Origin of the sequence: Methanoculleus oceani (assembly GCF_023702065.1) — an archaeon.
Lineage (GTDB): Archaea > Halobacteriota > Methanomicrobia > Methanomicrobiales > Methanoculleaceae > Methanoculleus > Methanoculleus oceani.
In genome coordinates this window covers 922323-946945 of the sequence record NZ_QFDM01000001.1, presented here as the reverse complement: position 1 = coordinate 946945, position 24623 = coordinate 922323, and the positions used below count along the sequence as shown (strand labels likewise).

The following is a 24623-nucleotide window of genomic DNA, read 5'->3' as shown; positions in this document are numbered from 1 at the left end:
GCAAGCCTCGTATGAGCAGTTTCCATTCTATTTCATAATATTCAAAATATCCCCGAACAAACATCACACCAGGAATACACCGCCGGATGCGCCCGACAGCCCCCTCCGGCCGTGCATTCAGGGCTCAACCATGCCAGGCAACAGGTCCCGGGGATATCTCATGTTACTCATCTTTCTCACAGTTGCAGCAGTGCTGCTCGCACTCTGCACCACGACAGGCGGAACGGCCGACAGATCAAACGTCTCCATAACCAAAACCGAGGGCGACACCCACGAGGGCTACGTCGACGTCACCGGCGGCCGGGTCTGGTTCCGCATCGTCGGTGCCGACAGCGCAGGAACGCCCCTGCTGGTCCTCCACGGGGGGCCGGGGGCGACGCACGACTACCTCGAGCCGCTCGCGGCCCTCGCGGACGAGAGGCCGGTCGTCTTCTACGACCAGCTCGGGTGCGGGAACTCCGACCGGCCCGACGACCCCGCTCTCTGGACGGTGGAGCGCTACGTTAAGGAGGTCGGCGAGGTCCGGGACGCACTCGGACTTCGTCGGGTGCACCTCCTCGGGCAGTCCTGGGGAGGGGCGCTCGCGGTCGAGTACGTGCTCTCCAACAAATCCGACGGTGTGGAGAGCCTGATCCTCTCCGCGCCGCTGCTGGACGCCGACCGGTGGGTGGCCGACCAGCGGGCGCACCTCGCGGCCTTCCCCGACGAGATGCAGGAGGTTGTCCGCGAGGCTGAGGCAACCGGGAACTTCGACTCGCCGGAGTACCAGGAAGCCATGGCGACGTACTACGCCCGGCACGTCTGCCGGACGGACCCCTGGCCCGAATGCCTGAACCGGACGTTCGAGAAGATCTCCCTGCCGGTCTACCTCGGAATGTGGGGGCCGAGCGAGTTCACCTGCACGGGAACCCTCAGGACGTTCAACGTCACCGGCCGGCTCGCCGAGATCCCGGTCCCGGTGCTCTTCACCTGCGGGGAGCACGACGAGGCGCCGCCTGCGACCATGGCACACTTCCAGCGCCTGGTGCCGGGGTCGGAACTGGCGGTCTTCGAAGGCGCCTCGCACGAGCACCACCTCGAAGAGACCGATGCCTACCTCGCGGCCGTGCGGGATTTCATGCGCTTGAGAAAACGCGAAGCGCTTTCGAGTTGCGAGGTTCCCGAAGGGAACGGAGCTTGAGCACCGTCAGGTGCGAGTTGCGACGGTTCGCAGCGCGATGGTTCGTAAGAACCGGAGCTTGAGCACCGTCAGGTGCGAGGGCAGGCGGAGCTTGAGCACCCTAGGTGCGAATGGCGACGTTCCGTAAGGAACAGAGTTGAAGCACCGTCAGGTGCGAGTAGCGATGCGGCACACTGACCCGGGGCAGGCGAATCCACTTTTTGCGTCCGGAAAAAAACGCCGGCACTCCCGCACAGGCGAAGGAATGCGCACGACCGCACCGGGGTTTCGGGCATCGAAACCTATATGGCTCAGAGAGCCGGATTACCGTCGCGGTGCATCATGAAGTTAAGTGCAAGAAACCAACTTCCCGGAAAAGTCAAGGCTCTCAATGAGGGCATGGTCACCGCAGAGGTCGTCATCGAGCTGGACGGCGGCGGCGAGCTCATCGCGGTCATCACGAAAAAGTCCGTGGAGAACCTCGGGATTGCCGTCGGCAAGAAAGTCTACGCCGTGGTCAAGTCGACCGAGGTCATGGTCGCCACCGACTGAAGAACACTCACCCATTTTTATCCCGGGCAGGCCGGCAACGCTTAAATACGCCGGCAACCGTTCTGCAGGCATACCCATCGAGGGAGTACCGGCACCCATGGAACGAGAATATCCCCCCCTGCTGATCGCGGTCCTCATCTGCGTCATGCTCACCGGCACCGCCATCGCCTACGGCCTCCTCATGGACCGGGGCGCACCGCCTCCAAAACAACCTACCCTGCCTCCGGCCCCGACCGCAACGCCGGGAACGCCGGTCACGACAGGAGTCCCGGTGCCGGTCGCTGCACGCTCGTTCTCCATCAGCGTCACGCCCGCAACCGCCACGGCCCGGCCCGGCGATACCGTCAGGTTCACGCTCAGGCTGCACCCCGAAAGCGGCTTTTCCGCACCCGTGCAGATAAAAGTCTCCGCTACGGCGCTCGGGGGTGTATACCGCGACAACCATGACCTCGGCACGGTCACCCCGCCCTACCCGCCGCTCACGTACGAGGTTGTGGCGCCCGACCTCCCGCCCCTCGTCTCCACCGCGACCGTGGACGCCACGGTGACGGCGACCGGAGGGGGCACCGTGCGGACGGAGCAGGTGCAGCTGGTCATCCGGCGCTAGAATACCGGCCGGCACGGCCTTTGCAGGGGGATCGCGGGAGGTTCCGGGCAATATCCCCGCCGTCATGCCCCCGCGCCCCTGATGACCCGATGCGATCTCCCTAAATTGCCCTTGAATCCCTGAAAATTCTTCAAATTGAAGAGCATTTCTGAGCCGCCCGCAGGGCCGTCAGGACGGTTACAGGGGTCGGCAGACATTACGGGCGATCGAGAGAATCTCTACGATCTGGAGAGATTATCGCAAACCCCTTGATTTCCACTGGAGATCCGGTCGCGCACCCCGGAGCGGCCAGGGAGGTCCGGGGCGCTGCCGCCACCCCCGGTTCCCGGTACCGGTAAACGCCGCGGCTCCTCACAGAGCAATCTCAACCGGACGGTGGCGGGAGAGCGAACCGTCGCGGCTCCGGGCGTGCCGTCCGAACACGGAGATGGTGAAGAAGGGTTTTGCAGGCGGAGAAGAGTTACTCCTCCGCCGCATCGAACCAGACGGGGTCGGGGCAGTCTGGCCGGCCGCCGTAGTTGATGGTGACCTCCTCGCCCCGCCGGATGGTACGGTGGGCCAGGATGCGGATCTCGCCCCGGAGAACGTCGCAGAGATGGTCCGCGTTCGCTTGATAGGAGTGGTTGTAGAGCGACCCGTAGCCGAGCGCCACGGCGGCGAGCTCCCCCCATGCGAAGTAGTAGTCGAAGAGGCGCGTCTTATCAAGGAGTTCCTGCTCGTCCGCTCCGCCGAGCACGATCACCGGGCAGACCTCGATCACCTCGCCGGCAAAAAGATCCCTGCGGGCGAAGACTCCCCGCCCACGGCATTTCGATGAACTGACATATACGGTGTCGGAAGGGTAGACGACCCTGCCCGTCTCCACGGCAGTATCGGTCATGGTATCGCTCTCCACACATCTGCGAATGAGAGAGGTGGGCTCTCTCCGGGGAAAAAGGATACGGCCTCCTGCTCGCCCGGGCCGAAATCCCGGCCCAATCCTCCGGAAAAAAACAGCACAAAGCCGCCTGCGCGGAGGAGGGGGTCCGCCCCTCCCGGAGCGGGAGGAGCAAGCGAAAGAATGTTGTATACGCACGACCCCACTGACCCATCAGGAGGAACAAACAATCGGAGACATCATCGTGGCACGCGACCTCTTGAAGCGGTTCGAGGACCTCGTCGCGGTCGACCGCATCACCTTCCGAGTCAGAGAGGGGGAGGTCTTTGGGTTTCTCGGCCCGAACGGGGCGGGAAAGACGACGACCATGAAGATGATCCAGTGCATCTCCCCAAAGACCGGCGGCACCCTGGAGGTCTTTAACATGGACGTGGAGACCCACCAGCGGGAGATCAAGAGCCGCCTCGGCGTGGTGCCGCAGGAGACCAACCTCGACCCGGACTTCTCAACCTACCGGAACCTGCTGGTCTACGCCCGCTACTTCGGGATCCCGAAACGGGAGGCAGAGCGGCGGGCGGAAGAACTCCTCGCGTTCATGCAGCTCGATGAGAAACGGGACGTCCTGATCGAGAAACTCTCGGGCGGGATGAAACGACGGCTGATCATCGCCCGGGCCCTGATCAACGCACCCGAACTGCTCATCCTCGACGAGCCGACCATCGGGCTCGACCCGCAGGCACGGCACCTGATCTGGGAGAAACTCCGGAACCTCCAGGCGCAGGGAAACACCCTCGTCCTCACCACGCACTACCTGGACGAAGCGGAACGCCTCTGCGACCGGCTGGTGATCATGGATAACGGGAAGGTCCTCGTCGAGGGCGCCCCGGCAGACCTCATCCGGGAGCATGCCGGGAGCGATATCGTCGAGGTCGAACGGACGGAGAAAGCAATCGCCTGCCTGACCGGGCTTGGCGTGAACTATGACCTTGCCGGCGACGTGATCCAGGTCTTCACGGATCGCCCCCACGACGTGGCACGCGAACTGCTCGAGGTCTGCCAGCACGAGGCGGCGGTGACGGTGCGCCCGGCAACCCTCGAGGACGTCTTTCTGCGGCTGACCGGCCGGAGCCTGCGGGAGTGAGCGATGATCGACATCAGCAGCAGGGTGCAAAGCGTCTGGCGGAGGAACTGGGACGCCTTCATCAGGACCTACCGGGTAAACTTCATCCCCCCTTTCGTCGAGCCGGTCCTCTACCTCCTGGCCCTGGGGTTCGGTCTCGGGACCTACATCGAGGCGGTCGACGGGATACCCTATCCCGTCTTCATCGCACCGGCCCTCGTCTCAATATCGGTGATGTACTCGTCCTTCTTCGAGTGCACCTACTCGTCGTTCGTCCGGATGTACTACCAGAAGACGTTCGATGCGATCATCGCAACGCCGGTCAGCATCGACGAAGTGATCGCCGGGGAGATGCTCTGGGGCGCCACCCGGGGGATGATCTACGCGACGCTGATGCTCCCGGTGCTCCTCCTCTTTAACGTCGTGACCATGCCGTCGTCCCTGCTCCTCATACCCTTCGCGTACCTTGCCGGCCTCCTCTTTGCAAGCATCGCGATGTGCTTCACGGCGATCACGCCGAGCATCGACGCGTTGAATTACCCATCGTTTCTCTTCATCACCCCGATGTTCCTCTTCTCGGGGACGTTCTTCCCCCTCGACCTGCTCCCGCAGCCGATCCAGTACTTCGCCCTCGCCGCTCTCCCGCTCACGCACGTCGTCGGCATCAACCGGGCGATCACGCTCTCGGCGTTTTCGCCGACGAATATCCTCAACCTCGCCTGGATCGCGGTAGCGACCGTCTTCTTCTTCGTACTCGCCATCAGGCTGATGCGAAGGCGGCTTATCGTCTGACTGCCCGGTGCGAACCGGCTCGCCGGGCAGAAGACGACAGATCGCCGGTGCTATGGGCGGTGAGAACGGGGAACCGCAAACCATACGGGTGCGTGCAAAAAAAGGTTAGAATCGGGGTTTTCTGTACTTCGGGAGGCAGTCACGGCAGTAGACGGGCCTGCCCTCGGTCGGCTTGAAAGGAACTTCACACTCTTTGCCGCAGTCGGAACAGACTGCCTTGTGGAACTCGCGGGGGCGGTCCTGGAACGACCTGGGACCCCTGCTCGGGTATCTCTCTTCCATTGGAATTTCACTCACTTTGAGAATTATACTCACACGGACGACTCAGTACCGGGGTTTCCTGTGCTTCGGGAGGCAGTCGAGGCAGTAGACGGGCCGACCCTCCGTTGGCTTGAAAGGAATCTCGCACTCTTTGCCGCAGTCGGAACAGACTGCTTTGTGGAACTCGCGGGGACGGTCCTGGAACGATCTGGGACCCCTGCGCGGATATCTCTCTTCCATTTACTTCAACCATGCAGATAGTCTGCACATACACAACTACCTGCCTGCATATATAGGTGCGTCTCACGGATCCGGGACGGCAAAACCTGCCCGGATCTCTTCGCCTTATCCGGCTTTTGCCATCCACCGGAGAGTGCGCGGCCCTGTCCTCCCGGTGCGTGCCCCTCTCTCCCGGAGAGGGAAATTCCCCTGCAATGCGGCCGTTTACTCCGCCAAAGAGAACCGTGACACAACGCTTTTATCGATACTATCCTACCGAATGATCATCCAACTATGGCACACGATAACCGATCTCTTTTGCAACCCGACAGAACACCGGTTCTATCCCGGAGACGGGAGTAGGGGGAGTGGCTCATCATGACCGACGAGATCCACGCAGACGAACCCCCCGATAGCAGACGCAAGGGAAAACGCCGGGACAGGAGGACGATCGGTCCGGTCCCGAACCTTGAAGAGCATGTGAAATCCGACTGGTGGAGGGGTATCTTCAACCGCCTCTACTTGAAGACCGACGGCGACGTCGTTGACGACCCCCGGATCACCGAGCGTGAGATCGACCGGATCGCCCGGGTTCTGCACCTCCAGCCCGACGAGAAGATCCTCGATCTCTGCTGCGGCCAGGGAAGGCACACCCTCGAACTCGTGCGCAGGGGCTACAACGCCGAGGGTCTCGACCAGTCGCATTACCTGATCCAGCGGGCCCGGGCGACCGCGAAGAAGGAGGGACTCCCGGCCCGGTTCCGCGAAGGAGACGCACGCCGCCTCCCGTATCGCACCGACACCTACGATGTCGTCCTCGTCCTCGGGAACAGCTTCGGTTACTTCGATTCGGTCGAAGAAGACCTGCGGGTCCTCACCGAACTCCGGCGCATCCTCAAGCCCTGGGGGCGGGTGCTCCTGGACGTGGCCGACGGCGAGTACTTGAAAGAGCACTTCCAGGCGAGGTCGTGGGAGTGGATCGACGATGCGATGTTCGTCTGCCGCGAGAGGTCCCTCTCGCTCGATGAGCAGCGCCTGATATCCCGGGAGGTGATCACCGACGTCGAGAAGGGCGTCGTGGCCGACCAGTTCTATGCCGAACGCCTCTACACACCCGAGGCGCTCCGGCGGCTCCTTGAGAAGGCGGGCTTCTCCGGCATCGCCTTCCACGAGATTGCCACGGAGTCGCAGCGGAACCAGGACCTCGGCATGATGGAACGCCGCCACATCGTCACCGCGGTCGTCAGGAAGGAGTGGTCGCCGGTAAAGGCGAGGGGCAGGGAGAGGGCAAAACACGTCGCGGTGATGCTCGGCGACCCGGCCAGGCCCGATGCCCTGAAACCCTCCTGCACCTTCGACGACGACGACTTCTACACCATCGACCAGATGAAGGCGGCCCTCCGGGAACTGGAGGGCTACCGGTTCACCTTCCTGTGCAAACACGACACGCTGATCCAGGACCTCCCGAAACTGAAGGGAAAGGTGGACTACGTCTTCAACCTCTGCGACGAGGGGTTCGACAACGACCCGAGGAAAGAACTCCACGTGCCGGCGCTTCTCGAGATCTTCGAGATCCCGTACACGGGATCCGGACCGCAGTCGCTTGCGTTCTGCTACGACAAGTCGCTCGTGCGCGGCGTCGCGAAAGAGATGGGGATCCCGGTGCCCGACGCCTGCTTCATCACCCCGGGCGACCGCACCTACGACGTCGGGATGAAACTCCCGGCGATCGTCAAGCCGAACGCAGGCGACTCCTCGTTCGGCATCACGCAAAAGAGCATCGCCCATACCATCGAGGAACTCTCCGACGTCATCAGCACGCTCCGGACGACGCTCGGCTACGACCGCTCGCTCCTCGTCGAGGAGTTCCTCCCGGGAAAGGACATCAGCGTCGGCATCATCGGAAACCCGTCGGGATACTGCACGGTGCTTCCCATCATCGAGGAGGACTACTCCGCGCTGCCCCCGGAACTCCCCCGGATCTGCGGCTACGAAGCGAAGTGGCTCCCGGACTCGCCGTACTGGAAGATCGTATCGAGGCCGGCGGATCTCCCCGAAGAGACCGAGAAGATGATCGTGCAGTGCTGCCTCGCCCTCTTCAAGCGCCTGGAGTGCCGTGACTACTGCCGGTTCGACTGGCGCCTGGACGAGCACGGCAACCCGAAACTCCTCGAGGTCAACCCGAACCCCGGGTGGTGCTGGGACGGCCACCTTGCAAAGATGGCGAAGTACGCGGGCCTGACGTACGCCGAGATGCTCGGGCGGATCCTCAAAGCTGCGGAGGACCGGTTCGGGATGGAGCCGGAGACCGGTGGGCGGGAGACCGGGAAGGAACCTCTCCCGTTCGACCTCTCCCGGCAGACGGCCTGACCCGCCCACTTTTTGAGTGGAGCGGGAAACGTCCCGCTCTTGCGAATGCATTTATTCCCAAAAGACCACTGTCTCCCGCAGATGGCGGTGCCGGAGAGAGACCCTGCCTTTGTGAGATACGCCCGGGAGGCCGGAGCGCTCGCAAGAGGCGTGGAGGACGAGATCGCACGTGAGGAGCAGCGGCAATCGGCCCTCCTCGCCTGTGACGGGCAGCTCCACGTCACCGGGCTCTTCATCCTCGCCGCGGTCCTCGCGAACCTCATCTTCCTGCTCTTCCTCCCCCGGTATATGCTCTACTGGATCGCAGCGAGTTTCATCCTCTACATGGCAAACCCCTTCATCCTGATGATCCCGACCGGGGGCCTGAAGACGACCCTCCAGGACACGAAGGCAGTCCGGGAGTTTTTCAGCTCGCTCCGGGGTCCGGGACGGGTTCCTTTTCTCGTGGCCGGAGATGCGAGGACGTTCTGGAAGGTGTTCTGGGACACCTTCTTCATCAACTGTCAGCCCCTCGCCGCGGGATTCGGACTGATATTCGGTATCAACGTCTTCTTCGCACTCTTCAGCGGTTATGTAGCGGGGTTCTTCGAACCGGAGACGGCAGCACTGATCACGCTCCAGTCCCTTGCGATCATCCTCTTCTACACCGGCATCTGGTACGTCAGGCCTTACACGAAGAGTTTTTTCCTCTCGCTCGACGTGATGCGGATGAGCATGCAGGAGAAGGTCCGGGCCGGATGGCGGGCGACGATGCGGGTAGTCCTCCTCGTCGCCGCTCTCGCGGCCGCGAGCGGGGCCATCGCCATATCGGCGATGCTTCTCCCGGGAATGACGCTCTCGACGTTCCTCGCCTCGGTCGACCTCGCCCTCGGATGGAACCTCCTGCCGCTCGCTCTCATATTCGCCTCCCAGGTCGTCATCGTCCGGTACCTGCAGGGGGCATACAGCCGGGAACTCTTCCTGCAGGTGGGCGACTACAAGGTCCATGTCTGGCGGGACGGGATCCTGCGCAGGCTCGCCGCATCCCCCACAACCCCGGAGGAGATCCCGACCCCGGGGCACCTCGCCGACCTCATGGCGGATCTTACGCAGATGCAGAGCGACCACCGGCGGATGAAAGTGTATACCTCGGAATACCACAGCCTCTTCGGCTTCTTCCCGGTCTACCTCGTCCTGCCCGATGTCCGCCTCATCCTTGACCGGGACCACGACGCACCCCGGAAATCCGGGCCGGAACCCGGCGGCCAGGTGCGCACGGAACCGACCGATCGACCAACGGGATACATGTGAGCGGCGCCGGCTCGCCGGTACCCATCAGTATATAATATCCTCTGGCGCATAGATCATAATATATGGCCGACGAGTATCGGACCGCGACGGTCCAGGGCAGGGAGGTTCCCTACGATCCGGAGCAGCTGCGCAAGATCAGCGAGCACCCCTGCTACTCCGATAAAGCGTGCCACGCCTTCGGGCGGTGCCACGTCCCCGTCGCTCCGAAGTGCAACATCCAGTGCAACTACTGCATACGGGACTTCGACTGCGTGAACGAGAGCCGGCCGGGTGTGACGAGCAGGGTGCTCACCCCGGAGGAGGCGCTCGACCTCGTCAGGAACGTCGTCAGGGAGTACCCGTACGTGAAGGTGGTCGGCATCGCGGGGCCGGGCGAACCGCTCGCAAACCCCGAGACGTTCGAGGCACTGCGGCTGGTCCACGAGGAGTTCCCGCACCTGATCATGTGCATCAGCACGAACGGTCTCATGCTCCCCGAGTCGATCGAGGAACTGGCGAAGTACGATGTCGGGAACGTCACGGTCACGCTCAACGCCGTCGATCCTTCGATCGGGGAGAAGATCTACTCCTGGGTCGAGTACGGCGGGAAGAAGTATCACGGGCGCGAGGCGGCGGAACTCCTCCTCTCCCAGCAGATGAAGGGGATCGAGATGGCGGTTGCAAAGAAGATGTTCGTCAAGATAAACACCGTCTACATCCCCGGGATCAACGACGAGCACATCCCCGAGATCGCAAAGAAAGTCGGGGAGATGGGGGCGTTCACCTTCAACGTCATCCCGCTCATCCCGCAGTACAAATTCGCTGAGATAACCCCGCCCACCCAGAAGGATAAGCGGGAGATGCAGGACCGGTGCGCCCAATACATCAAGCAGATGCGCCACTGCGCACGCTGCCGGGCGGACGCGATCGGGAAACTCGGCCAGGACGTGCAGTCCTGCGTCTACCAGCAGATGAAGGATGAGAAGACAGAATAATCGACTCTTTTTTATCCGGCGGTGCCGCCGGCCATGACGACGATCACGCTTGGACCGGATCAGCCGTTCGACCTCGACCTGACGCTCGCCTGCGGGCAGGCCTTCCGCTGGGAGAAGGCGGAGGGGTGGTGGCAGGGCGTCGCCGACGGCCGGGCCGTCCGGATACGGCAGGACGAAAACCGGCTCACGTTTGCCGGGGCGGATGCGGGGTTCGTCCGCGACTACTTCCGGCTCGACCAGGATCTCCCAAAAATTCTCTCGTCGATCGACCGCGACCCGGCTATAGGCGCCGCGATCCGGGAGTGCCGCGGTCTCCGGCTCGTGCGACAAACGCCGTGGGAGTGCCTGGCTTCATACCTCTGCGCCACGAACACGAATATCCCGGCGGTGAAGCGGAGGGTCGCGCTGATGGCGGAGCGCTACGGGAGACCGATAGACGGACCCTTCGGCAGGGCGTATGCGTTCCCGGAGCCGGAGGCGCTCGGCGCAGTCCCCCACGCGGATCTATGGGATTGTAAACTCGGCTACCGGACGGATTACGTCTGCCAGGCAGCCGCATATGCAACAGGGCACCCGGACTGGGCGGAGCGGGTGGCCGCCCTCCCGTTCGAGGAGGCACGGGAGGTGCTGATGCAGTTCAAGGGTGTCGGGCCGAAGGCGGCGGACTGCGTGCTGCTCTTTGCGTTCGGGTTTTTTGAAGCGTTCCCGGTCGATGTCTGGATACACCGGATCGTGGGGGAGACGTATCTCCCCGACCTTGCCGGGAGGAGTTGCACTCCGGCGGAGTACGAGCGAATCCGGCGGTTTGCCCGGGACTACTTCGGGGAGTATGCCGGGTACGCGCAGGAGTACCTCTACTGCGCACGGGGCCCGGCACGTCGCCCGCAGTAATGCTCACTCCTTTCCGCTGCGGAACCGCTCCCGGACGAGACAGGCCGCCGCGAGCAGGGCGAGGATGCCGAGCCCGACGAGGCCGAGGATGACGATACCCACAATCAGGATAGGTACTCCGCACACAGAGATCACGGGTGATGCGGTGGCGATAGCGACTTTGCCCATCTTCAGGGGCGGCACAAACTCCCCGTCGGCACCGGGAGGCTGGTGCCGGAGCATCGTCGTGTTGTAGACGTGCGCCCGCAACTCCGGGGGCATGCTCTCCAGGAATTCGGGGCAGACCTGCTCATAGTACTCGCCGAGGGATGCGTTCTGCTCCAGCATCCGCTCGTATATCTCTGAGTGCGACTCGTTGAACGAGCAATCGAGGGGGATCTCCCCGCCTGCGGCCGATCCCGGTAAAAGTGCGGCAACCGCGAGCAGTGCCAGGAATAGCACGTATCCTTGCTTCTTCATGGTCGTTATCAGAGGGGCCGGGAGTCCGGCACCCCCTGGCTATGACCTGTAATGGGCGCCCGGGGTATAAAGTCGCTCGGAAACCCCGGCCCGGCAAAACTCGCGATAAACCCGTTATCCCGCATCGCAAGCACCTCCTCCGGCGCACCCTCGACCGCCACCCTCCCCTCCTCGATGAGGCAGAGGCGGTCCCCGAGTTCAAGGGCGTCGCGGAGGTTGTGGGTGACGACGATGCAGGGGATGCCGGCGTTCCGGATCCGGTCGCGGAGCTCGCTTCGCATCGCTCTTTGAGCCCGCATATCGACGGCGGCGAGCGGTTCGTCGAGGAGGAGGAGGTCCGGGTCGAGCACCAGCGCCCGGGCGAGGGCCACTCGCTGCCGCTGCCCGCCCGAGAGCCTGCCGACGTTGACGTCCGCGAGGTCGACGAGGTGCATCGCCGCGAGCTGCTCCCCCACGGCGTCGGCTATCTCCGGCCGCGGGACCTTCCGGCATTGGAGGCCGAACGCCACGTTCTCGAAGACGCTCATGTGCGGGAAGAGGGCATAGGACTGGAAGAGATGGCCGATCTTCCGGCTTTCGGCAGGGACGTCGATCCGCTCCTCGCTCGAAAAGAGCGTCCTCTCCCCGAGCGCGATCTCGCCGCGGTCGGGGGTGAGGATGCCGGAGATCAGGTTCATTACGGTGGACTTGCCCGCCCCGTTCTCACCGACAAGGACGAGGGTCTCCCCCTGCCCGACCGAGAGCGTGACGTCGAGGACGAAATCGCGGAGCTGCCGGACGGCGTGGACGGAGAGCATCAGAGACTCCGCCGGGTGATGATCTTCACCGCGGCAATCACCGCAAACGATATCACGACGAGGATGATCGCGAGGCTGATCGCGGCGGATAGATCGCCCTGCATGGTCGTATAGATGGCAAGCGGCATCGTCTGCGTCCGGCCCTGGAAGTTCCCGGCAAACATGATCGTGGCGCCGAACTCCCCGAGCGCCCGGGCGAACGAGAGTATCGCCCCGGAGATGAGCCCGCCGCACGCAAGCGGGATGGTGACCCGGAGGGCGACGGTCATGGGAGATGCCCCGAGCGTCCGCGCCGCATCCTCGTAGATGCGGTCGACCGCCTCGAAACTCGCCCTCGCCTGCCGGATGTAGAACGGCGAGGCCACGAAGACCTGTGCGAAGATCACCGCGACCGTGGTGAAGGCGATGGAGATGCCGAACACGTCGAGGTACTGCCCGACCACGCCCCGGCGGCCGAAAGCCATCAGGAGCGCAATGCCCGCCACCGCCGGCGGCAGGACGATGGGGAGGTCGGTGAGGGTATCGACAAGCGCCCTCCCCGGGTAGTCGTGCCGGGCATTCACCAGGGCGAGCGGCGTCCCGAAGATGACCACGATCGCCGTGCTCACCGTCGCGGTGACGAGCGAGAGGGAGAGAGCGTCGAGCACCACCGGTTCGGCGAGCGAGCGGAGGAACGCCTCCGGTGATATGCGCAGGAAGAGCGAGGCGACCGGCAGCGTGACGAAGAGGAGGAAGAGGGCGACGAGGACGGCGATGAGGAGGGTGAGTACCACCCTCGGGGATCGCGTCCGGATGCCGGAGAGTGACGCCTCACGCTCAGGCAGGGATCGGATCAAATCCATATTCCGTCAGGATGGCACTGCCGTCCGGGCCCCGGACGAATGCTATGAACGACTCTGCCTCGGCCTTCTGCGACGACTCCGCAAGGATACCGAGCGGGTAGGTGGCCATGACGTTGTACTCCGCCGGAACCTCGATCCGCGTCACTTTGTCCAGGTCGTCTTTGGAGACGTCCGACTTGTAGACGAACGCCGCGTCAGCCTCCCCGAGCGCCAGTTTGGGCACCACGGAGCTCACCGCCGTCTCCTCGGAGATGACGTTCTTCATCACCGCCTCCCGGTATGCCTCGCCGTACGCGGGATCGGCAGCCAGTTTGTCGAGCACCTGCCGGGTGTAGGCCCCGAAGGGAACGTCTTTGGTGCCGATGACGATCTTTGTGCCCGGTTTCGCCAGGTCGGCAAGACCGGTGATCCCGGCCGGGTTATCGACCGGGACGATCAGGGCCATGCTGTTCCCGAGGAACACCGCCACGGTGTCGTTATCCATGAACCCGCCGTCCTGGAGGGCCTGCATGTGCTTTGTGCTCGCGGAGACGAAGATATCGGGGCTCGCCCCCTGCTCGATCTGGGTGCGGAGGGCCTGCGAACCGTCGAAGACCAGGTCGACTTTGACGTCCGCGTTCTGTGCTTCATAGGCTTTGCCGATATCCGTGAAGGCTCCCGTGAGCGACGCGGCCGTAAAGACAGTCAGGGTTGTCTGCTCGGGTGCCTGCTGGGCGGTCGTGCATCCCGCGACCAGGAGACCGGCAACGATCAGAATACTTACGGCAACAAAGGTTGCCGGGGTTGATGCTTTCATGATGACACCTTACTCATAAGGGATTGCTGCTCGGTATATTTAATTTAGCTTATTTAGAGCCCAAATAAAGGATATTTAGTTTACAGTCCCGGCGAGTATAAAAATATGTGGTGTTACCGGCCGGATGAGCGGCCCGGTCCGCAGGCAGGCTGCCGGCTGCCGGAACGAACGAAAAGAGGAGTTTGAGAAGGCTCTTTGCGCCGATCGATCCTGGGTGAGATCAGGTCTCTACCCTGGCCTGAGGGCAGGCCATGCCCGGGAAAGGCCGCCGGGATAGTCCTTACACGGAATGACAGATCGACGTAGATATTTCTGCCCCGGCCTATGACGATTGCACGCAGGTTGAACGGTGAGGAGTCCGGGTCAACGCCGCCGCTTCACTTCGTCCAGGAGCTCGCGACGGACTCCCTCGATACGCTCGTTCACCATCCGGGCAAGCGGTTCTTCCCCAACATCGTACTGCGAAGTCTCCCGGCGCCGCATCTCTTCGAGCGTCCTTGCCTTCGTCAGTTCCCCGATGACGGACTGGGCCATATTCGAGTACTCGCCGCTGTCGACCTTCCCCTTCAGCCACCGGTAGAGGTGGCCCGGGAGCCGCACACCCACCTGCTTGCTTGAAACATTATCGGGAGACTCCATCTTCCTATTCAGGTATCCCGGCAGGACAATTATATTATACCGTTTTTATTTTTCTGATTAGATACCCATAGGTATCAATAGGTATCATTAAACAGTCGGAGCGCCCATAGGGGTGCATGAGACAGAGCAGAGTGGTTGACCCGCGCCAGCCGGAAAGCATACCGGAGACACGAAAGGGATGGGATAACACCTTCCCGGAGAGGGACAAACCCGCCGGAAACAGGGGGGCTGATGAGTGCACGTGTTAGACGGGACCCGGAAGACAACGCACCTATCAGGAGACGCCGGTGATACCGGAGAGGACGCACCTGCTCCCTGCCCATTCTGCGGGTGCAGGGACCGCATCAAGGAGATCATTTCCGCCAACCCGCGGATCCATACCGTCCATCAATGTCTCAAATGCGGCCGCTGGTTCGACGACCGGGGGCCGGTATGCCCCCGGTGCGGCTCCCCGGGGGAACTCCTGGGGTACGTCGATGCTCCCGGGTGCGGCATGTATGCGCAGTACCGCTGCTGCGAATGCGGTCACGGGTTCATAGTGCAATTGAATCGTGATGGAGACGCCCGTCAGACCTGACGGCGTATCGGTCCCGGCCTCTCCGTTTCTTCCCATCCCGGGTCCTGCGCAGGGGTTTGTGTTGCGGAGAAAAAAAGAGGGGGTCCTTTACGTCCCGATCGTCCAGCTGCTCATATAGGTCTCCTGCTCGGGCGTCAGCCGGTCGATCGAGAGGCCGAGCGAGGCGAGTTTCAGCCGCGCAACAGCCTCGTCGATGGCGGACGGAACGTCATGCACGCCGGGAGCAAGTTCACGGCCGTGCTTCGCGATGAACTCGGCCGAGAGCGCCTGGACGGCAAAACTCAGGTCCATCACCTCGACGGGGTGGCCCATGCCCTTCGGCGTCGCGAGGTTCACGAGCCTTCCTTCGGCGAGGACGTGGACGGCCTTCCTGTCGAGCAGGTAGGTATCGATGCCGTCCCGGCGGACGACGGAGTCCGCGTGCGATTCGAGCCATTCGACATCGATCTCCACGTTGAAGTGGCCGGCGTTCGCAAGGATGGCCCCGTCCTTCAGGTTCAGGAAGTGCCGCTCCGTGATGATGCTCGCATTGCCGGTGGTGGTGACGAAGATGTCGCCGAGGGGGGCCGCCTCGCCCATCGTCATGACGTCGAACCCGTCCATGTGTGCCTGTAACGCCCTTCTCGGGTCGATCTCGGTCACGATGACGCGGGCGCCGAGGCTCCGGGCCTTCTGTGCAAGTCCCCGGCCGCAGTAACCGTAGCCGGCAACAACGAACCTTTTTCCGGCGATGAGGACGTTTGTCGTGATCATGATCGACGCAAGCGAACTCTCCCCGGTGCCGTGGACGTTGTCGAAGAAGTGCTTCATCGGGGTATCATTGACGGCGACGACCGGGAACCTGAGCGCCCCGTCCCGCGCCATCGCGCGGAGCCTGTGGATGCCGGTCGTGGTCTCCTCGCACCCGCCGATGACCGAGTCCAGCACCTCCCGCCGCTCGGTGTGGATGCGGAAGATCAAGTCCATGCCGTCGTCGATGGTGATCGCAGGCCGGGCGTCGAGCACCCGGTCGATGGCCGCGTAGTACTCCTCGACGCCGGCCCCCCGGCGGGCATAGGAGTGAATTCCATCACGGGTGTTGAGCGCCATCGATACGTCGTCCTGGGTCGAGAGGGGGTTGCACCCCGTGATGTGCACCTCGGCGCCGCCTGCCGCCAGGGTCTCGACCAGCACCGCAGTCTTCGCCTCGACGTGCAGGGCCATGCCGACGGTCATGCCGGAGAACGGCTTCTCCTCGACAAAACGCTTCCGAATGGACGAGAGTACCGGCATGTACTGCCGCGCCCACGCAATTTTGAGATCTCCTGACTCCATAAAAACCACCAGACCGGTTATCCCGCCCGGATACTCCTCCGGTTTGCCTGTAAAGATGTCTTTCGTGAATACTTAAATATGAGGGGAGCGGGTCACCGTGTTCATCCCCACCCCACCCGGCCTCCGGCCTCCTCCGCACCTTCGGCGCTCAAACTCCTGCTGTTCCAGCAGTCGTTCCCCGCCCCTGAGGGGCGGGGGCAGTGCGTGACGATATCAGGGAAATATCAGTTGATTGGGTTACGTGAGTAAAACAGAGTTGCCCTGATATTCCTCCTGAAGAATGTAGAGGTTTTCAATAAAGCTGGACTTTCAGCATTTTCCAAACTCCTTACCTTCCGATAGCCTTTCTTGCACCTGATGATACTCACGCTTACTGCAATCGCACTAGCTGGACACGGTTTTCCACCGGATATCGCCACGCGGGGGAGGGGCTGACGGGGAGTGCGAGCGTAGCGAGCATGAGAAACTCGAAGAGTTTCGAGGGGGGAGCATCCCCCCTCCCCTGTCTCCAACCCGCACCTCAAGTGCTCGAACTCCTGCCGCTCGCGATGCTCGCGCCCTTCGGTCAGTCGCACATACCAAACCCTCATCACCTCCGCCTTCAAAACCACTACTCATGGTTCTGACCAAGCGGATCATCCCCTGCCTGGACCTCAAGGACGGGCGGGTAGTCAAGGGCACGCACTTCGTCGGCCTGCGCGACGCGGGCGACCCGGTCGAGCTCGCCCAGCGCTACAACGAGCAGGGTGCGGACGAGGTGGTCTTCCTCGATATCACCGCCACCAGGGAGAACCGGGGCACCATCATCGACGTCGTGCAGCGTGCTGCCGACCAGCTCTTCCTCCCGCTCACCGTCGGCGGCGGTATCCGGACGATCGACGACATGAAACTGATCCTCAGGGCGGGTGCGGACAAAGTGAGCATCAACTCAAGCGCCGTCCAGAATCCGGACCTGATCTCGCGGGGCGCAGAAAGGTTCGGCACCCAGTGCATCGTCGTCGCTGTCGATGTCCGGCGGAACTACGAGATGACACCGGAAAAGACCCCCGTCGCCCTCGCCGACGGCCGGGAGTGCTGGTATGAGGTCGTGACCCACGGCGGGAGCAGACCGACGGGGCTTGACGCGATTGCCTGGGCAGGAGAGGCCGAGGAACGCGGGGCGGGCGAGATCCTGCTCACCAGCATGGAGACCGACGGGACGAAAGAGGGGTTCGATATCCCCGTCACCAGGGCGATCTCTGAGGGGGTCGGCATCCCGGTGGTCGCGAGCGGCGGCGTGGGCACGCTCGAGCACTTCTACGACGGGTTTACAGAAGGGAAGGCCGACGCCTGCCTCGCGGCAAGCGTCTTCCACTATGGTGAGTTCACCGTTCGCCAGGTCAAGGAGTACCTGGCGGGACGGGGTATCCCGGTACGGCTGTAAGGTCGAGCGCGAACGCCGCGACCGAATGCTCGAGGTCGAACGCGGTCAGGACGGCCGGGTGGATCTCTCCAAATACTCCGACTATTTTCCCATCGACGATGATATCGGCACGGCGACCGTCGAGGAACGCCGGGTCGGCCGACTCGGCGACCGTGTAGGCGAGCGAGAGCTCCCGGCAGAGGACGTCCGCCGCCGCGTATGCCTCCGAGAAGTCGGCCGCCGGGTGGATGCTGACTGCCGCGACCTTCTGGAAGGTGACGCAGGCCTCCACCACGTCGCCCACCGCAAAGAGCCGCTGCGGGAGCTCGCGGTGTTTGTTCGATAGAAGCATCTCCATCAGCAGGGGGAGGAGGTCGGTTCGCACCACCGTCTGCTCCTCGCTGATCGGGTGGAGGAGCCGCAGGGTCCCGGGAGAGGGGTCCCGCTGCATGTTCGCATACAGCACCCGCTCGTTAGTGAGGGTGAACGGGATCACCTCGAGGTACCCGAGGCCGGTCATCACCGACCGGACCGCCCCCGCGACGGCGGTGATCGGATGCTCCTCTGCGACCGTGGAGGTTGCCGGGAGGGCGGAATCAAAGTTCTCGAAGCCGTAGGCGATCGCCACGTCCTCAAAGACGTCCCAGTCGTGGAGGATGTCCGCACGGTAGCAGGGGACGAGAACCCGGACCCGGGATTCGCCGTCGGGCTCGGCCCCGAACCGCATCCGGCGAAGGAGCCGTGTCATCTCCTCTGCCGTCAGGGGGAGGCCGAGGAGGGAGGCACACTCCGCGACCGAGACAACCCGCTCCGCGGGGGCAAGCGTCGGCATCTCCTCTCCCTCGACCTCCACCGTCTCAATCGTCGCGCCGGCCTCGGCGAGCGCCGTACAGATGATGTTTGTCGCCGTCATCACCGCTCTCCTGTCGGTGCCGGTGCAGTCGAGCAGGATGCTCTTCGTAGCCGTCGTGACCCTCGTCAGCTCCCCGTTGATGATGGGCGGGAAGGAGAGCACCCGGTCATCGGCATCGACGATCAGCGGGAACCGGGGGAAATCCTCAACCAGGCGGGCGTAGTCCTGGCCCTTCGGGTGGTCGACGAGGATCTCCTCCATGGTCATCTCCCGCTCGAAGTCCAGCGGGACGAATGACCGGTCGCGGGGCGAGGCGATGTAGCGGAACGGCGGCGTCACCGCGTCGAGATCGTGGACGCCGATCGCCACCTTGCCCCGTCCGCGCCCGACCGCCCAGTGGAGGGCCTCCTGGAGGGCCATCAGGCTCTCGATCCCCTCCTCGTCGAGATTGACGTTCCGGATCACCGCCGAGCCGAGGAACGGCCGGATATCGGCGAGGCCCGGGTCGACCGAGAAGGTGATCCCGGAGGGGCGGACGGTGTAGGCCGGGAGGCCCTCCTCCATCCCGAGGAACCCGCGCATCGCCCGCGCGACGCCCTCAGGCGAGTAAAGGTCCGGCCGGTCCGGGAATAACTCGACGTCCACGTGGTCTTCCTCGATCCGTTCGATGTCGGCCCCGATCATCGGAATGCGGTCGATGATCGTCTGCCGGTCGGTCCCGGTCAGCCGCTCCAGGTACCGGTAGGGTAACGTGATTATCGCCATCTCACCGCCTCCCGCCGTAGGTGGGCGTCTCCCGGATCCATTCGACGTCGCTCCGGTAGAGCTGCCGGAGATCCCGGAGGCCGAGCCGGAGCATCGCCACCCGGCTGATCCCGAGGCCCCACGCGAGCACCGGATGCTCGATGCCGAACGGCGCGGTCACCTCCTGCCGGAAGATGCCCGCTCCGCCGAGTTCAACCCAGCCGAGCCCATCGACGTAGACCTCCGGCTCCACGGAGGGCTCCGTGTAGGGGAAGTAGCCGGGACGGAACCGGACCTTCTCAAAGCCCATTTTCCCGTAGAATTCTTTTAAGAACCCGAGGAGGTGGCGGAAGTTGACGCCTTCGTCCATGACGATGCCTTCGAGCTGCTCGAACTCCGCGAGGTGGGTGGGGTCGATCGCCTCCCGCCGGTAGACCCTGCCGATGCAGAACGCCTTCACCGGTGGTTTGGGGTGCTGTGCCAGGTGCTGGATGGAGAGGCTCGTCGTGTGGGTCCGGAGCACGCACTGCTCCGCCTTTGCGGCGCTCCAGGCGCCTCCCCATCCGGTGGAAGAGGTCTCGCCGCCATGCTCGTGCATGTCGCGGACGCGTTCGTATCCTGCCGGGAGCGGCCAGCGCTCTCCGAGGAAGAAGGTGTCCTGCATCTCCCGCGCCGGGTGATCCTGCGGCTGGAAGAGGGCGTCGAAGTTCCAGAACGAACTCTGCACGATCCCGCCTGCCATCTCCGTAAACCCCATGTCGAGGAGGATGCGGCGCATCTCGTCGATGAGGCGCTGGTAGGGGTGGACCTTCCCCGGATAGGCGCGCTTCGGGAGCTTCGTGACGTCGTAGCGCCGGAGAGGGAGGTCCTTCCATGCACCGGAGAGGATCTGCTCGCGGGTGAGCGTGCCTACCTCCTCCTGCAGGTCGAGCCCTTCGGCGAGAAGTTCGCGGCCGCGGGGCGTGATCGAGACGGTGTAGGCGACGTTCTCTTCCTCCTGCACGAGCCCGCGTCTCGCGAGGTCGGGGACTCCTTCACCGTCCTCGACCGCATCGCTCTCGCCGAGCCGGGCAAACGCGGCTTCGTCGGGTCCGAAAGCGGCGTTGCCGGTCTTCTGCACGATCCCGTCCCGGATGGCGATCCAGCCTTTCTTCCGCATCCAGCCGACGGCGATCTTCGCGAGCGGGTGGGATTGAAGGTCCTGCATCGGGATCGTCTCCTCAAAACTCTCGAGCAACTGCCGCTCGGGAAGGCCCTTCCCCATGTAGGCCCGCCCTTCTTCCGTCGGGGTATACCGCCGGGAGACGTGCTTTGCCACGTCCACAAGCCCCCGCTCGCCGGCGAGGTTCGCATACTGCACCACCGCTTCCGGGCGGGCATCCATCTTCTCCGCAAGGGCGGCCGCGTCGGCCGACCCTACCGATCCCAGAACAACCAGGAGTTTCTTCTCGTTCAGCGTCAGTTCCACCGTCATACCTCCTCTGCAAGGTGTTCGACCGCATCCATCCTGTCCCGCAGGTCCGCGAGGAACGCCTGCACGCGCTCCAGCGTCTCTTTCTTGCACTGCCCGCAGGTGAGTTCGCCGCTCTCGCACCGCCGCCGGAGGTCGGCAAGTTCCACCTCATCCTCGAGCATGTGGAAGAGGTTCAAGAGGTAGACCGAACAGGCGTCCGGCTCGCCGCCGAGACGCTTTTGCTCCTCGAGCGTCATCCGCCCGCCGGTCAGCGCCGCCATGACCTTCTTCCTGACCGACTTGTCGGACTCGTAGAACCCGAACGAACTCTCAGGCACGCTGCTCGACATCTTTCCGCCCTGGAGCCCGGGCATGAAGATGTGGTAGGTCGACGAGGGGCGGTAGAACCCGAACCCCCCGTGGGCGATCTCGATCTTGCGGACGGCGTCCTCGACCCGGTCCAGCGGAAGGCCCCTGACGTCCACGTGGCCCGCGTACTTCTTCGAGCCGGGGAATGCATGGTGCACGGCCTCGAGAGCTGCCTCGGGAGCGTTCTTCGACCGGATACTGACGTGATCGCCGCGGTCCTCGACCGTGAACATCCTGAGTTTGTAGGCCACGTCCCGGGTGAGCCGGAGGTGCGGGTCCTGGTCGAGACCGACCGGGACGATCGTCGGGGCCGGGCCGGCGTCGAGCTGCGGGAAGAGGATATCGGCCACCTGGGTGATGACGCTCATGGCGTGGGAGAGCGAGGTCTCGGGTCCGAACCCGTAGATCGCCGACAGATCCGAGAAGTTCACCTTCGTGGATGCCTCGAACGCGAGATCCTTCAAGCGGTCGTTTTTGCTCTGGTAGTAGGTCGTGCCCTGAAAGCCGAGGGCATACAGGGCCTTGAGGTACTCCTTCCCGTACTCGCGGCACTTCTCCCACGAGATGCCGCGGACAGCGTGCGCCTCCCGGTCGGCGATGGCGACATAACCGTTTCCACCCTGCCGGACGTGCCAGACCACCTCCTTCATGACCATCAGGTGCCCGAGGTGCGGGAGGCCTGAAGGCATGAACCCGGTCAGCACGTGAAACGGGGTTTTGTTCCGGATGGCATCGACGACCAGGTGGTAGTCCCGGTGTCCGACGACGATACCTCTGCGCATAAACGGCGGTACCTCGGGAAGCCTTCGTGCGACCTCACCGATCGGCTCGATGCCGAACTCGGCAAAGAGTCGATCCACATCGACGGTCTGGTTATTCGACCACGGGTTCACTTCGGAATGCATGGACTGACACTCACAGTTTTATTCGGGCGAATTCGACGTATCTGATATCGGTATTGTATATGCAGGCAAACAACATCTTCTTTTTGACGCTGTGAGCAAGCCGGACCGAGCGGGAGACGCCGCTCATCGGCGTGGAGGTCCCGGACGGAACTGCGTGGACGAGCATCTCGGAGTGGCTCTTCTTCCCGGAGTAGACGCGGAAGTGGTGGCCGAACTTGTACCCGGTCCGGGGGATGTAACCCTTCTCCCGGAGGTCGGAGAAGACACGCTCTTTCTCCCGGATCTCGATATCCTTCTGTGCCGCTGCATCGAGGAACTGCTCTGCGGTCATCGGTTCGCCGTCCCGCGTGATCGAAAGGCACTCCCTGCGCATGAGAAAGATCGATTCGACCGGGCGGAGGAGCAGGCGCTCGGGATCGAGACGTTTGCCATACCAGTCCTCCTCAAGCGGGGTTCCCGGCGGCAGGTGGGCGAGCGCATAGGTGCCGAAGAGAGAGGCCTCTACCGGCGTTGCGCACCCTGCCGGCCCCCCTACCCCGGGAAGGTCCTGCACCCGCACCTCGTAGTAGGTCAGCTCGTCCTCGTCGTCCACGACCGCGAGGAGGTACTGTTTGCGCATGTTGACCGCGGCGAGCACGTCCTGGCTCAGCCGGTCGAAGTCGACGAGGTCCCGCTCGGAGAGGACCCGGATCAGGTACTGGGACTTTCCGACCCCGGGCTTGTGGCCGCGGCGGAAGACGCGGAAGTCCTGCGGGCCGGGCTGGACCACGTATCCCCGCTCGCGGATGTCGCGGTAGACGAGATACCTGCGGACAAAGTTCGGCTGACCGGCAAAGAGACCGAGCAGGGTGTCAAAGCCGAAGTCCTTCACGTCGATCTTGTTCCGCTCCATGAGGTAGAGCGCCTCTTCGGGAGAGAGGCGAAGGCCGGTTCCCTCCAGCCTCCCGTAACCGCCCTGCTCGTAGAGCGTGCGTCCTTCGCTTCCGAGGCGCACCCAGGTTCCGTCGAATACCGCCAACACGTGCTAGAGCTATAGGGGGTTCACGTTCATTAATGGATTGCCAGGGGCGAACCACTACGCTTTTTGCGTGCCGCACCGCACCAGTGATCGATTCCATGACGAAAAGTTACCGAGGCTTCTGGCAACCGGGAATGATCCTGGCGGCACTGCTCATCGCGGTGGTGCTGCCGGCGGGAATCGCCTCTGCAAGCGAGACGGCTCCGGCGGTCGCCTGGAACGCGACGTTCTCACCGGAGAATAACAGCAAGTTCGATGCCGTTGCACCGACCGCGGACGGCGGATACATAACTCTCGGTTCCACCCTTACGGAGGTCTACGGGGGCAGGGAGGACCTGCTGCTCCTGAAGACCGACGGCCAGGGGAACGAGGTATGGACACAGAGATTCACCGGCATAGCACCGGCTTCCGTTGCCGAGACCTCCGACGGAGGCTGCATCGCCGGTGCCTACAACGTCTCTACGGCCGGGCCGGAGCAGAATCTCACCTACCAGGGCACCTCGTTCCTGATCCGAACCGACACCGCCGGAGAGGAGGAGTGGCGGCAGGCCCTGCCGGGGATGAAGGTCTCGTCCGTCGCAGAGACCGCTGACGCCGGATATGTCGCCATCGGGTGGCTCTGGAACCCGCCCGGATCGACGGACGAAACGACGGCGGTCATCGTGAAGACCGACGGCAACGGCACGCCCGTCTGGAACCGGACGTTCCCCGGCACCGCCGCGAACGCAGGAACTGCAACCGCCGACGGAGGATACATCATCGGGGGCACGAAGTCGCCCTTCACCTACGACAGAGGGGACGCCTTCCTCATCCGCCTCGACGTCGATGGGAACACGCTCTGGCATAAGAACTACCAGGTCCCGGTCATCTTCGATGTCGAGGAGACCGGAGACGGCGGGTTCGTCTACTCGGGCAACTACTGGTACGGCCTCGTCGATGCAGAAGGAGATGAGGTCTGGCTCAAGAATATGGAGGGCATGACCGGATACGCCGTCGCCCTGCAACCTGCCGGAGGGTACCTGATCGCAGGCACGGATCTCGGGAAGGGGGAGGGCTTCGCCCTCGGGACCGACGCGGACGGGACGATTAAGTGGAGCACGACGTTCCCTGCCGCCGCGGTCTACGCGGCCGAGAGCGCTCCCGGCGGCTACATCCTTGCGGGCATCCGGTTCCTCTCACCCAATACCAGCGCCGCATGGCTGGCCAACCTTGAGGAGACGGCAAACCCCACACAGGCAGCACCGGGATTCGGTGCGATCGGTGCCGGGGCTGCACTCCTCCTCCTGCTCGCGGGAAGGAAACGGCGAGGGTAACCCTCAATCTTTCCTTCACTCCATTTTCGC

25 protein-coding genes are annotated in these 24623 nt (G+C 63.5%); 11 read left to right on the top strand and 14 right to left on the bottom strand.

All coding sequences use genetic code 11. The features are described from left to right. Positions 1 to 160 precede the first annotated feature (160 nt). The 3 genes from DIC75_RS04915 to DIC75_RS04905 all read left to right on the top strand — a co-directional run bounded on the left by DIC75_RS04915 (position 161) and on the right by DIC75_RS04905 (position 2318). Positions 161 to 1180: a proline iminopeptidase-family hydrolase gene (locus DIC75_RS04915; protein WP_250986878.1), complete on the top strand. Its 1020-nt coding sequence runs from the start codon at positions 161 to 163 to the stop codon at positions 1178 to 1180. Positions 1181 to 1501: 321 nt separating this feature from the next. Continuing rightward, entirely contained in the window at positions 1502 to 1711 is a 210-nt protein-coding gene (locus DIC75_RS04910) for a TOBE domain-containing protein (RefSeq protein ID WP_250986877.1), read from the top strand. A gap of 97 nt (positions 1712 to 1808) precedes the next feature. Further along, positions 1809 to 2318 (top strand): hypothetical protein, encoded by a 510-nt coding sequence (locus tag DIC75_RS04905; RefSeq protein WP_250986876.1) that lies wholly within the window; start codon positions 1809 to 1811, stop codon positions 2316 to 2318. A gap of 460 nt (positions 2319 to 2778) precedes the next feature. Here DIC75_RS04905 and DIC75_RS04900 read toward each other — a convergent pair whose 3' ends face one another. Further along, positions 2779 to 3198 carry an SET domain-containing protein gene (locus DIC75_RS04900; RefSeq protein WP_250986875.1) on the bottom strand — a complete coding sequence of 140 codons (420 nt, stop codon included), beginning with the start codon at positions 3196 to 3198 and terminating at the stop codon, positions 2779 to 2781. Positions 3199 to 3439: 241 nt separating this feature from the next. Here DIC75_RS04900 and DIC75_RS04895 point away from each other — a divergent pair, with 241 nt between their 5' ends. After that, positions 3440 to 4336: an ABC transporter ATP-binding protein gene (locus DIC75_RS04895; RefSeq protein ID WP_250986874.1), complete on the top strand. Its 897-nt coding sequence runs from the start codon at positions 3440 to 3442 to the stop codon at positions 4334 to 4336. A gap of 3 nt (positions 4337 to 4339) precedes the next feature. Next, positions 4340 to 5107 (top strand): ABC transporter permease, encoded by a 768-nt coding sequence (locus DIC75_RS04890; protein WP_250986873.1) that lies wholly within the window; start codon positions 4340 to 4342, stop codon positions 5105 to 5107. Between the two features lie 105 nt (positions 5108 to 5212). Here DIC75_RS04890 and DIC75_RS04885 read toward each other — a convergent pair whose 3' ends face one another. Next, positions 5213 to 5389: a CxxC-x17-CxxC domain-containing protein gene (locus DIC75_RS04885; protein WP_250986872.1), complete on the bottom strand. Its 177-nt coding sequence runs from the start codon at positions 5387 to 5389 to the stop codon at positions 5213 to 5215. Between the two features lie 42 nt (positions 5390 to 5431). Continuing rightward, positions 5432 to 5608 (bottom strand): CxxC-x17-CxxC domain-containing protein, encoded by a 177-nt coding sequence (locus DIC75_RS04880; protein ID WP_250986871.1) that lies wholly within the window; start codon positions 5606 to 5608, stop codon positions 5432 to 5434. A 357-nt stretch (positions 5609 to 5965) separates the two neighbouring features. Here DIC75_RS04880 and DIC75_RS04875 point away from each other — a divergent pair, with 357 nt between their 5' ends. From DIC75_RS04875 to DIC75_RS04860, 4 genes are all read left to right on the top strand, one after another. After that, on the top strand, positions 5966 to 7957 hold the full coding sequence (locus tag DIC75_RS04875) for a methyltransferase domain-containing protein (protein ID WP_250986870.1): 1992 nt from the start codon (positions 5966 to 5968) through the stop codon (positions 7955 to 7957). Between the two features lie 81 nt (positions 7958 to 8038). Then, positions 8039 to 9247 carry a hypothetical protein gene (locus DIC75_RS04870; RefSeq protein ID WP_250986869.1) on the top strand — a complete coding sequence of 403 codons (1209 nt, stop codon included), beginning with the start codon at positions 8039 to 8041 and terminating at the stop codon, positions 9245 to 9247. 62 nt (positions 9248 to 9309) lie between these two features. Beyond that, positions 9310 to 10221, top strand: a complete 912-nt coding sequence (gene nifB / locus DIC75_RS04865) for a nitrogenase cofactor biosynthesis protein NifB (RefSeq protein WP_250986868.1) — start codon at positions 9310 to 9312, stop codon at positions 10219 to 10221. A 33-nt stretch (positions 10222 to 10254) separates the two neighbouring features. Continuing rightward, complete coding sequence (locus DIC75_RS04860) at positions 10255 to 11112, top strand: DNA-3-methyladenine glycosylase family protein (protein WP_250986867.1); 858 nt, start codon at positions 10255 to 10257, stop codon at positions 11110 to 11112. 3 nt (positions 11113 to 11115) lie between these two features. Here DIC75_RS04860 and DIC75_RS04855 read toward each other — a convergent pair whose 3' ends face one another. The 7 genes from DIC75_RS04855 to DIC75_RS04825 all read right to left on the bottom strand — a co-directional run bounded on the left by DIC75_RS04855 (position 11116) and on the right by DIC75_RS04825 (position 16536). Beyond that, on the bottom strand, positions 11116 to 11571 hold the full coding sequence (locus DIC75_RS04855) for a hypothetical protein (RefSeq protein ID WP_250986866.1): 456 nt from the start codon (positions 11569 to 11571) through the stop codon (positions 11116 to 11118). A gap of 8 nt (positions 11572 to 11579) precedes the next feature. Beyond that, positions 11580 to 12368, bottom strand: coding sequence for an ABC transporter ATP-binding protein (locus DIC75_RS04850; RefSeq protein WP_250986865.1), 789 nt, complete (start codon positions 12366 to 12368; stop codon positions 11580 to 11582). Further along, positions 12368 to 13210: an ABC transporter permease gene (locus DIC75_RS04845; protein WP_250986864.1), complete on the bottom strand. Its 843-nt coding sequence runs from the start codon at positions 13208 to 13210 to the stop codon at positions 12368 to 12370. The genes DIC75_RS04850 and DIC75_RS04845 overlap by 1 nt, the downstream gene beginning before the upstream one ends. After that, complete coding sequence (gene modA, locus DIC75_RS04840) at positions 13185 to 14006, bottom strand: molybdate ABC transporter substrate-binding protein (protein WP_250986863.1); 822 nt, start codon at positions 14004 to 14006, stop codon at positions 13185 to 13187. Before modA ends, DIC75_RS04845 begins: the two co-directional genes overlap by 26 nt. A 363-nt stretch (positions 14007 to 14369) precedes the next feature. After that, a complete protein-coding gene (locus DIC75_RS04835) occupies positions 14370 to 14645 on the bottom strand; it encodes a hypothetical protein (RefSeq protein ID WP_250986862.1) in 276 nt (91 codons plus the stop codon). 274 nt (positions 14646 to 14919) lie between these two features. Beyond that, complete coding sequence (locus tag DIC75_RS04830) at positions 14920 to 15258, bottom strand: hypothetical protein (protein ID WP_250986861.1); 339 nt, start codon at positions 15256 to 15258, stop codon at positions 14920 to 14922. A gap of 51 nt (positions 15259 to 15309) precedes the next feature. Beyond that, positions 15310 to 16536, bottom strand: coding sequence for an adenosylhomocysteinase (locus DIC75_RS04825; RefSeq protein ID WP_250986860.1), 1227 nt, complete (start codon positions 16534 to 16536; stop codon positions 15310 to 15312). 616 nt (positions 16537 to 17152) lie between these two features. Here DIC75_RS04825 and hisF point away from each other — a divergent pair. Next, positions 17153 to 17959, top strand: coding sequence for an imidazole glycerol phosphate synthase subunit HisF (gene hisF, locus DIC75_RS04820; RefSeq protein WP_250986859.1), 807 nt, complete (start codon positions 17153 to 17155; stop codon positions 17957 to 17959). Here hisF and pheT read toward each other — a convergent pair. From pheT to endA, 4 genes are read right to left on the bottom strand one after another with little or no spacing between them, the layout of a single operon-like run. Continuing rightward, on the bottom strand, positions 17916 to 19556 hold the full coding sequence (gene pheT / locus DIC75_RS04815; RefSeq protein ID WP_250986858.1) for a phenylalanine--tRNA ligase subunit beta: 1641 nt from the start codon (positions 19554 to 19556) through the stop codon (positions 17916 to 17918). The two genes, hisF and pheT, sit on opposite strands and share 44 nt — an antisense overlap. Before the next feature lies 1 nt (position 19557). Then, positions 19558 to 21003 (bottom strand): phenylalanine--tRNA ligase subunit alpha, encoded by a 1446-nt coding sequence (gene pheS, locus DIC75_RS04810; protein ID WP_250986967.1) that lies wholly within the window; start codon positions 21001 to 21003, stop codon positions 19558 to 19560. A gap of 2 nt (positions 21004 to 21005) precedes the next feature. Next, positions 21006 to 22262, bottom strand: coding sequence for a tryptophan--tRNA ligase (locus DIC75_RS04805; protein ID WP_250986857.1), 1257 nt, complete (start codon positions 22260 to 22262; stop codon positions 21006 to 21008). A gap of 10 nt (positions 22263 to 22272) precedes the next feature. Continuing rightward, positions 22273 to 23283, bottom strand: a complete 1011-nt coding sequence (gene endA / locus DIC75_RS04800; RefSeq protein ID WP_250986856.1) for a tRNA-intron lyase — start codon at positions 23281 to 23283, stop codon at positions 22273 to 22275. A gap of 131 nt (positions 23284 to 23414) precedes the next feature. Here endA and DIC75_RS04795 point away from each other — a divergent pair, with 131 nt between their 5' ends. Continuing rightward, positions 23415 to 24593: a hypothetical protein gene (locus tag DIC75_RS04795; protein WP_250986855.1), complete on the top strand. Its 1179-nt coding sequence runs from the start codon at positions 23415 to 23417 to the stop codon at positions 24591 to 24593. Positions 24594 to 24623 lie beyond the last annotated feature (30 nt).

Excerpts from the sequence above, each read along its gene's own strand:
- DIC75_RS04915 (WP_250986878.1), top strand. The coding sequence starts at position 161 with ATGTTACTCATCTTTCTCACAGTTGCAGCAGTGCTGCTCGCACTCTGC.
- DIC75_RS04910 (WP_250986877.1), top strand. The coding sequence starts at position 1,502 with ATGAAGTTAAGTGCAAGAAACCAACTTCCCGGAAAAGTCAAGGCTCTC.
- DIC75_RS04905 (WP_250986876.1), top strand. The coding sequence starts at position 1,809 with ATGGAACGAGAATATCCCCCCCTGCTGATCGCGGTCCTCATCTGCGTC.
- DIC75_RS04900 (WP_250986875.1), bottom strand. The coding sequence starts at position 3,198 with ATGACCGATACTGCCGTGGAGACGGGCAGGGTCGTCTACCCTTCCGAC.
- DIC75_RS04890 (WP_250986873.1), top strand. The coding sequence starts at position 4,340 with ATGATCGACATCAGCAGCAGGGTGCAAAGCGTCTGGCGGAGGAACTGG.
- DIC75_RS04885 (WP_250986872.1), bottom strand. The coding sequence starts at position 5,389 with ATGGAAGAGAGATACCCGAGCAGGGGTCCCAGGTCGTTCCAGGACCGC.
- DIC75_RS04880 (WP_250986871.1), bottom strand. The coding sequence starts at position 5,608 with ATGGAAGAGAGATATCCGCGCAGGGGTCCCAGATCGTTCCAGGACCGT.
- DIC75_RS04875 (WP_250986870.1), top strand. The coding sequence starts at position 5,966 with ATGACCGACGAGATCCACGCAGACGAACCCCCCGATAGCAGACGCAAG.
- DIC75_RS04870 (WP_250986869.1), top strand. The coding sequence starts at position 8,039 with ATGGCGGTGCCGGAGAGAGACCCTGCCTTTGTGAGATACGCCCGGGAG.
- nifB (WP_250986868.1), top strand. The coding sequence starts at position 9,310 with ATGGCCGACGAGTATCGGACCGCGACGGTCCAGGGCAGGGAGGTTCCC.
- DIC75_RS04860 (WP_250986867.1), top strand. The coding sequence starts at position 10,255 with ATGACGACGATCACGCTTGGACCGGATCAGCCGTTCGACCTCGACCTG.
- DIC75_RS04855 (WP_250986866.1), bottom strand. The coding sequence starts at position 11,571 with ATGAAGAAGCAAGGATACGTGCTATTCCTGGCACTGCTCGCGGTTGCC.
- DIC75_RS04850 (WP_250986865.1), bottom strand. The coding sequence starts at position 12,368 with ATGCTCTCCGTCCACGCCGTCCGGCAGCTCCGCGATTTCGTCCTCGAC.
- DIC75_RS04845 (WP_250986864.1), bottom strand. The coding sequence starts at position 13,210 with ATGGATTTGATCCGATCCCTGCCTGAGCGTGAGGCGTCACTCTCCGGC.
- modA (WP_250986863.1), bottom strand. The coding sequence starts at position 14,006 with ATGAAAGCATCAACCCCGGCAACCTTTGTTGCCGTAAGTATTCTGATC.
- DIC75_RS04835 (WP_250986862.1), bottom strand. The coding sequence starts at position 14,645 with ATGGAGTCTCCCGATAATGTTTCAAGCAAGCAGGTGGGTGTGCGGCTC.
- DIC75_RS04830 (WP_250986861.1), bottom strand. The coding sequence starts at position 15,258 with ATGGGAAGAAACGGAGAGGCCGGGACCGATACGCCGTCAGGTCTGACG.
- DIC75_RS04825 (WP_250986860.1), bottom strand. The coding sequence starts at position 16,536 with ATGGAGTCAGGAGATCTCAAAATTGCGTGGGCGCGGCAGTACATGCCG.
- hisF (WP_250986859.1), top strand. The coding sequence starts at position 17,153 with ATGGTTCTGACCAAGCGGATCATCCCCTGCCTGGACCTCAAGGACGGG.
- pheT (WP_250986858.1), bottom strand. The coding sequence starts at position 19,556 with ATGGCGATAATCACGTTACCCTACCGGTACCTGGAGCGGCTGACCGGG.
- DIC75_RS04805 (WP_250986857.1), bottom strand. The coding sequence starts at position 22,262 with ATGCATTCCGAAGTGAACCCGTGGTCGAATAACCAGACCGTCGATGTG.
- DIC75_RS04795 (WP_250986855.1), top strand. The coding sequence starts at position 23,415 with ATGATCCTGGCGGCACTGCTCATCGCGGTGGTGCTGCCGGCGGGAATC.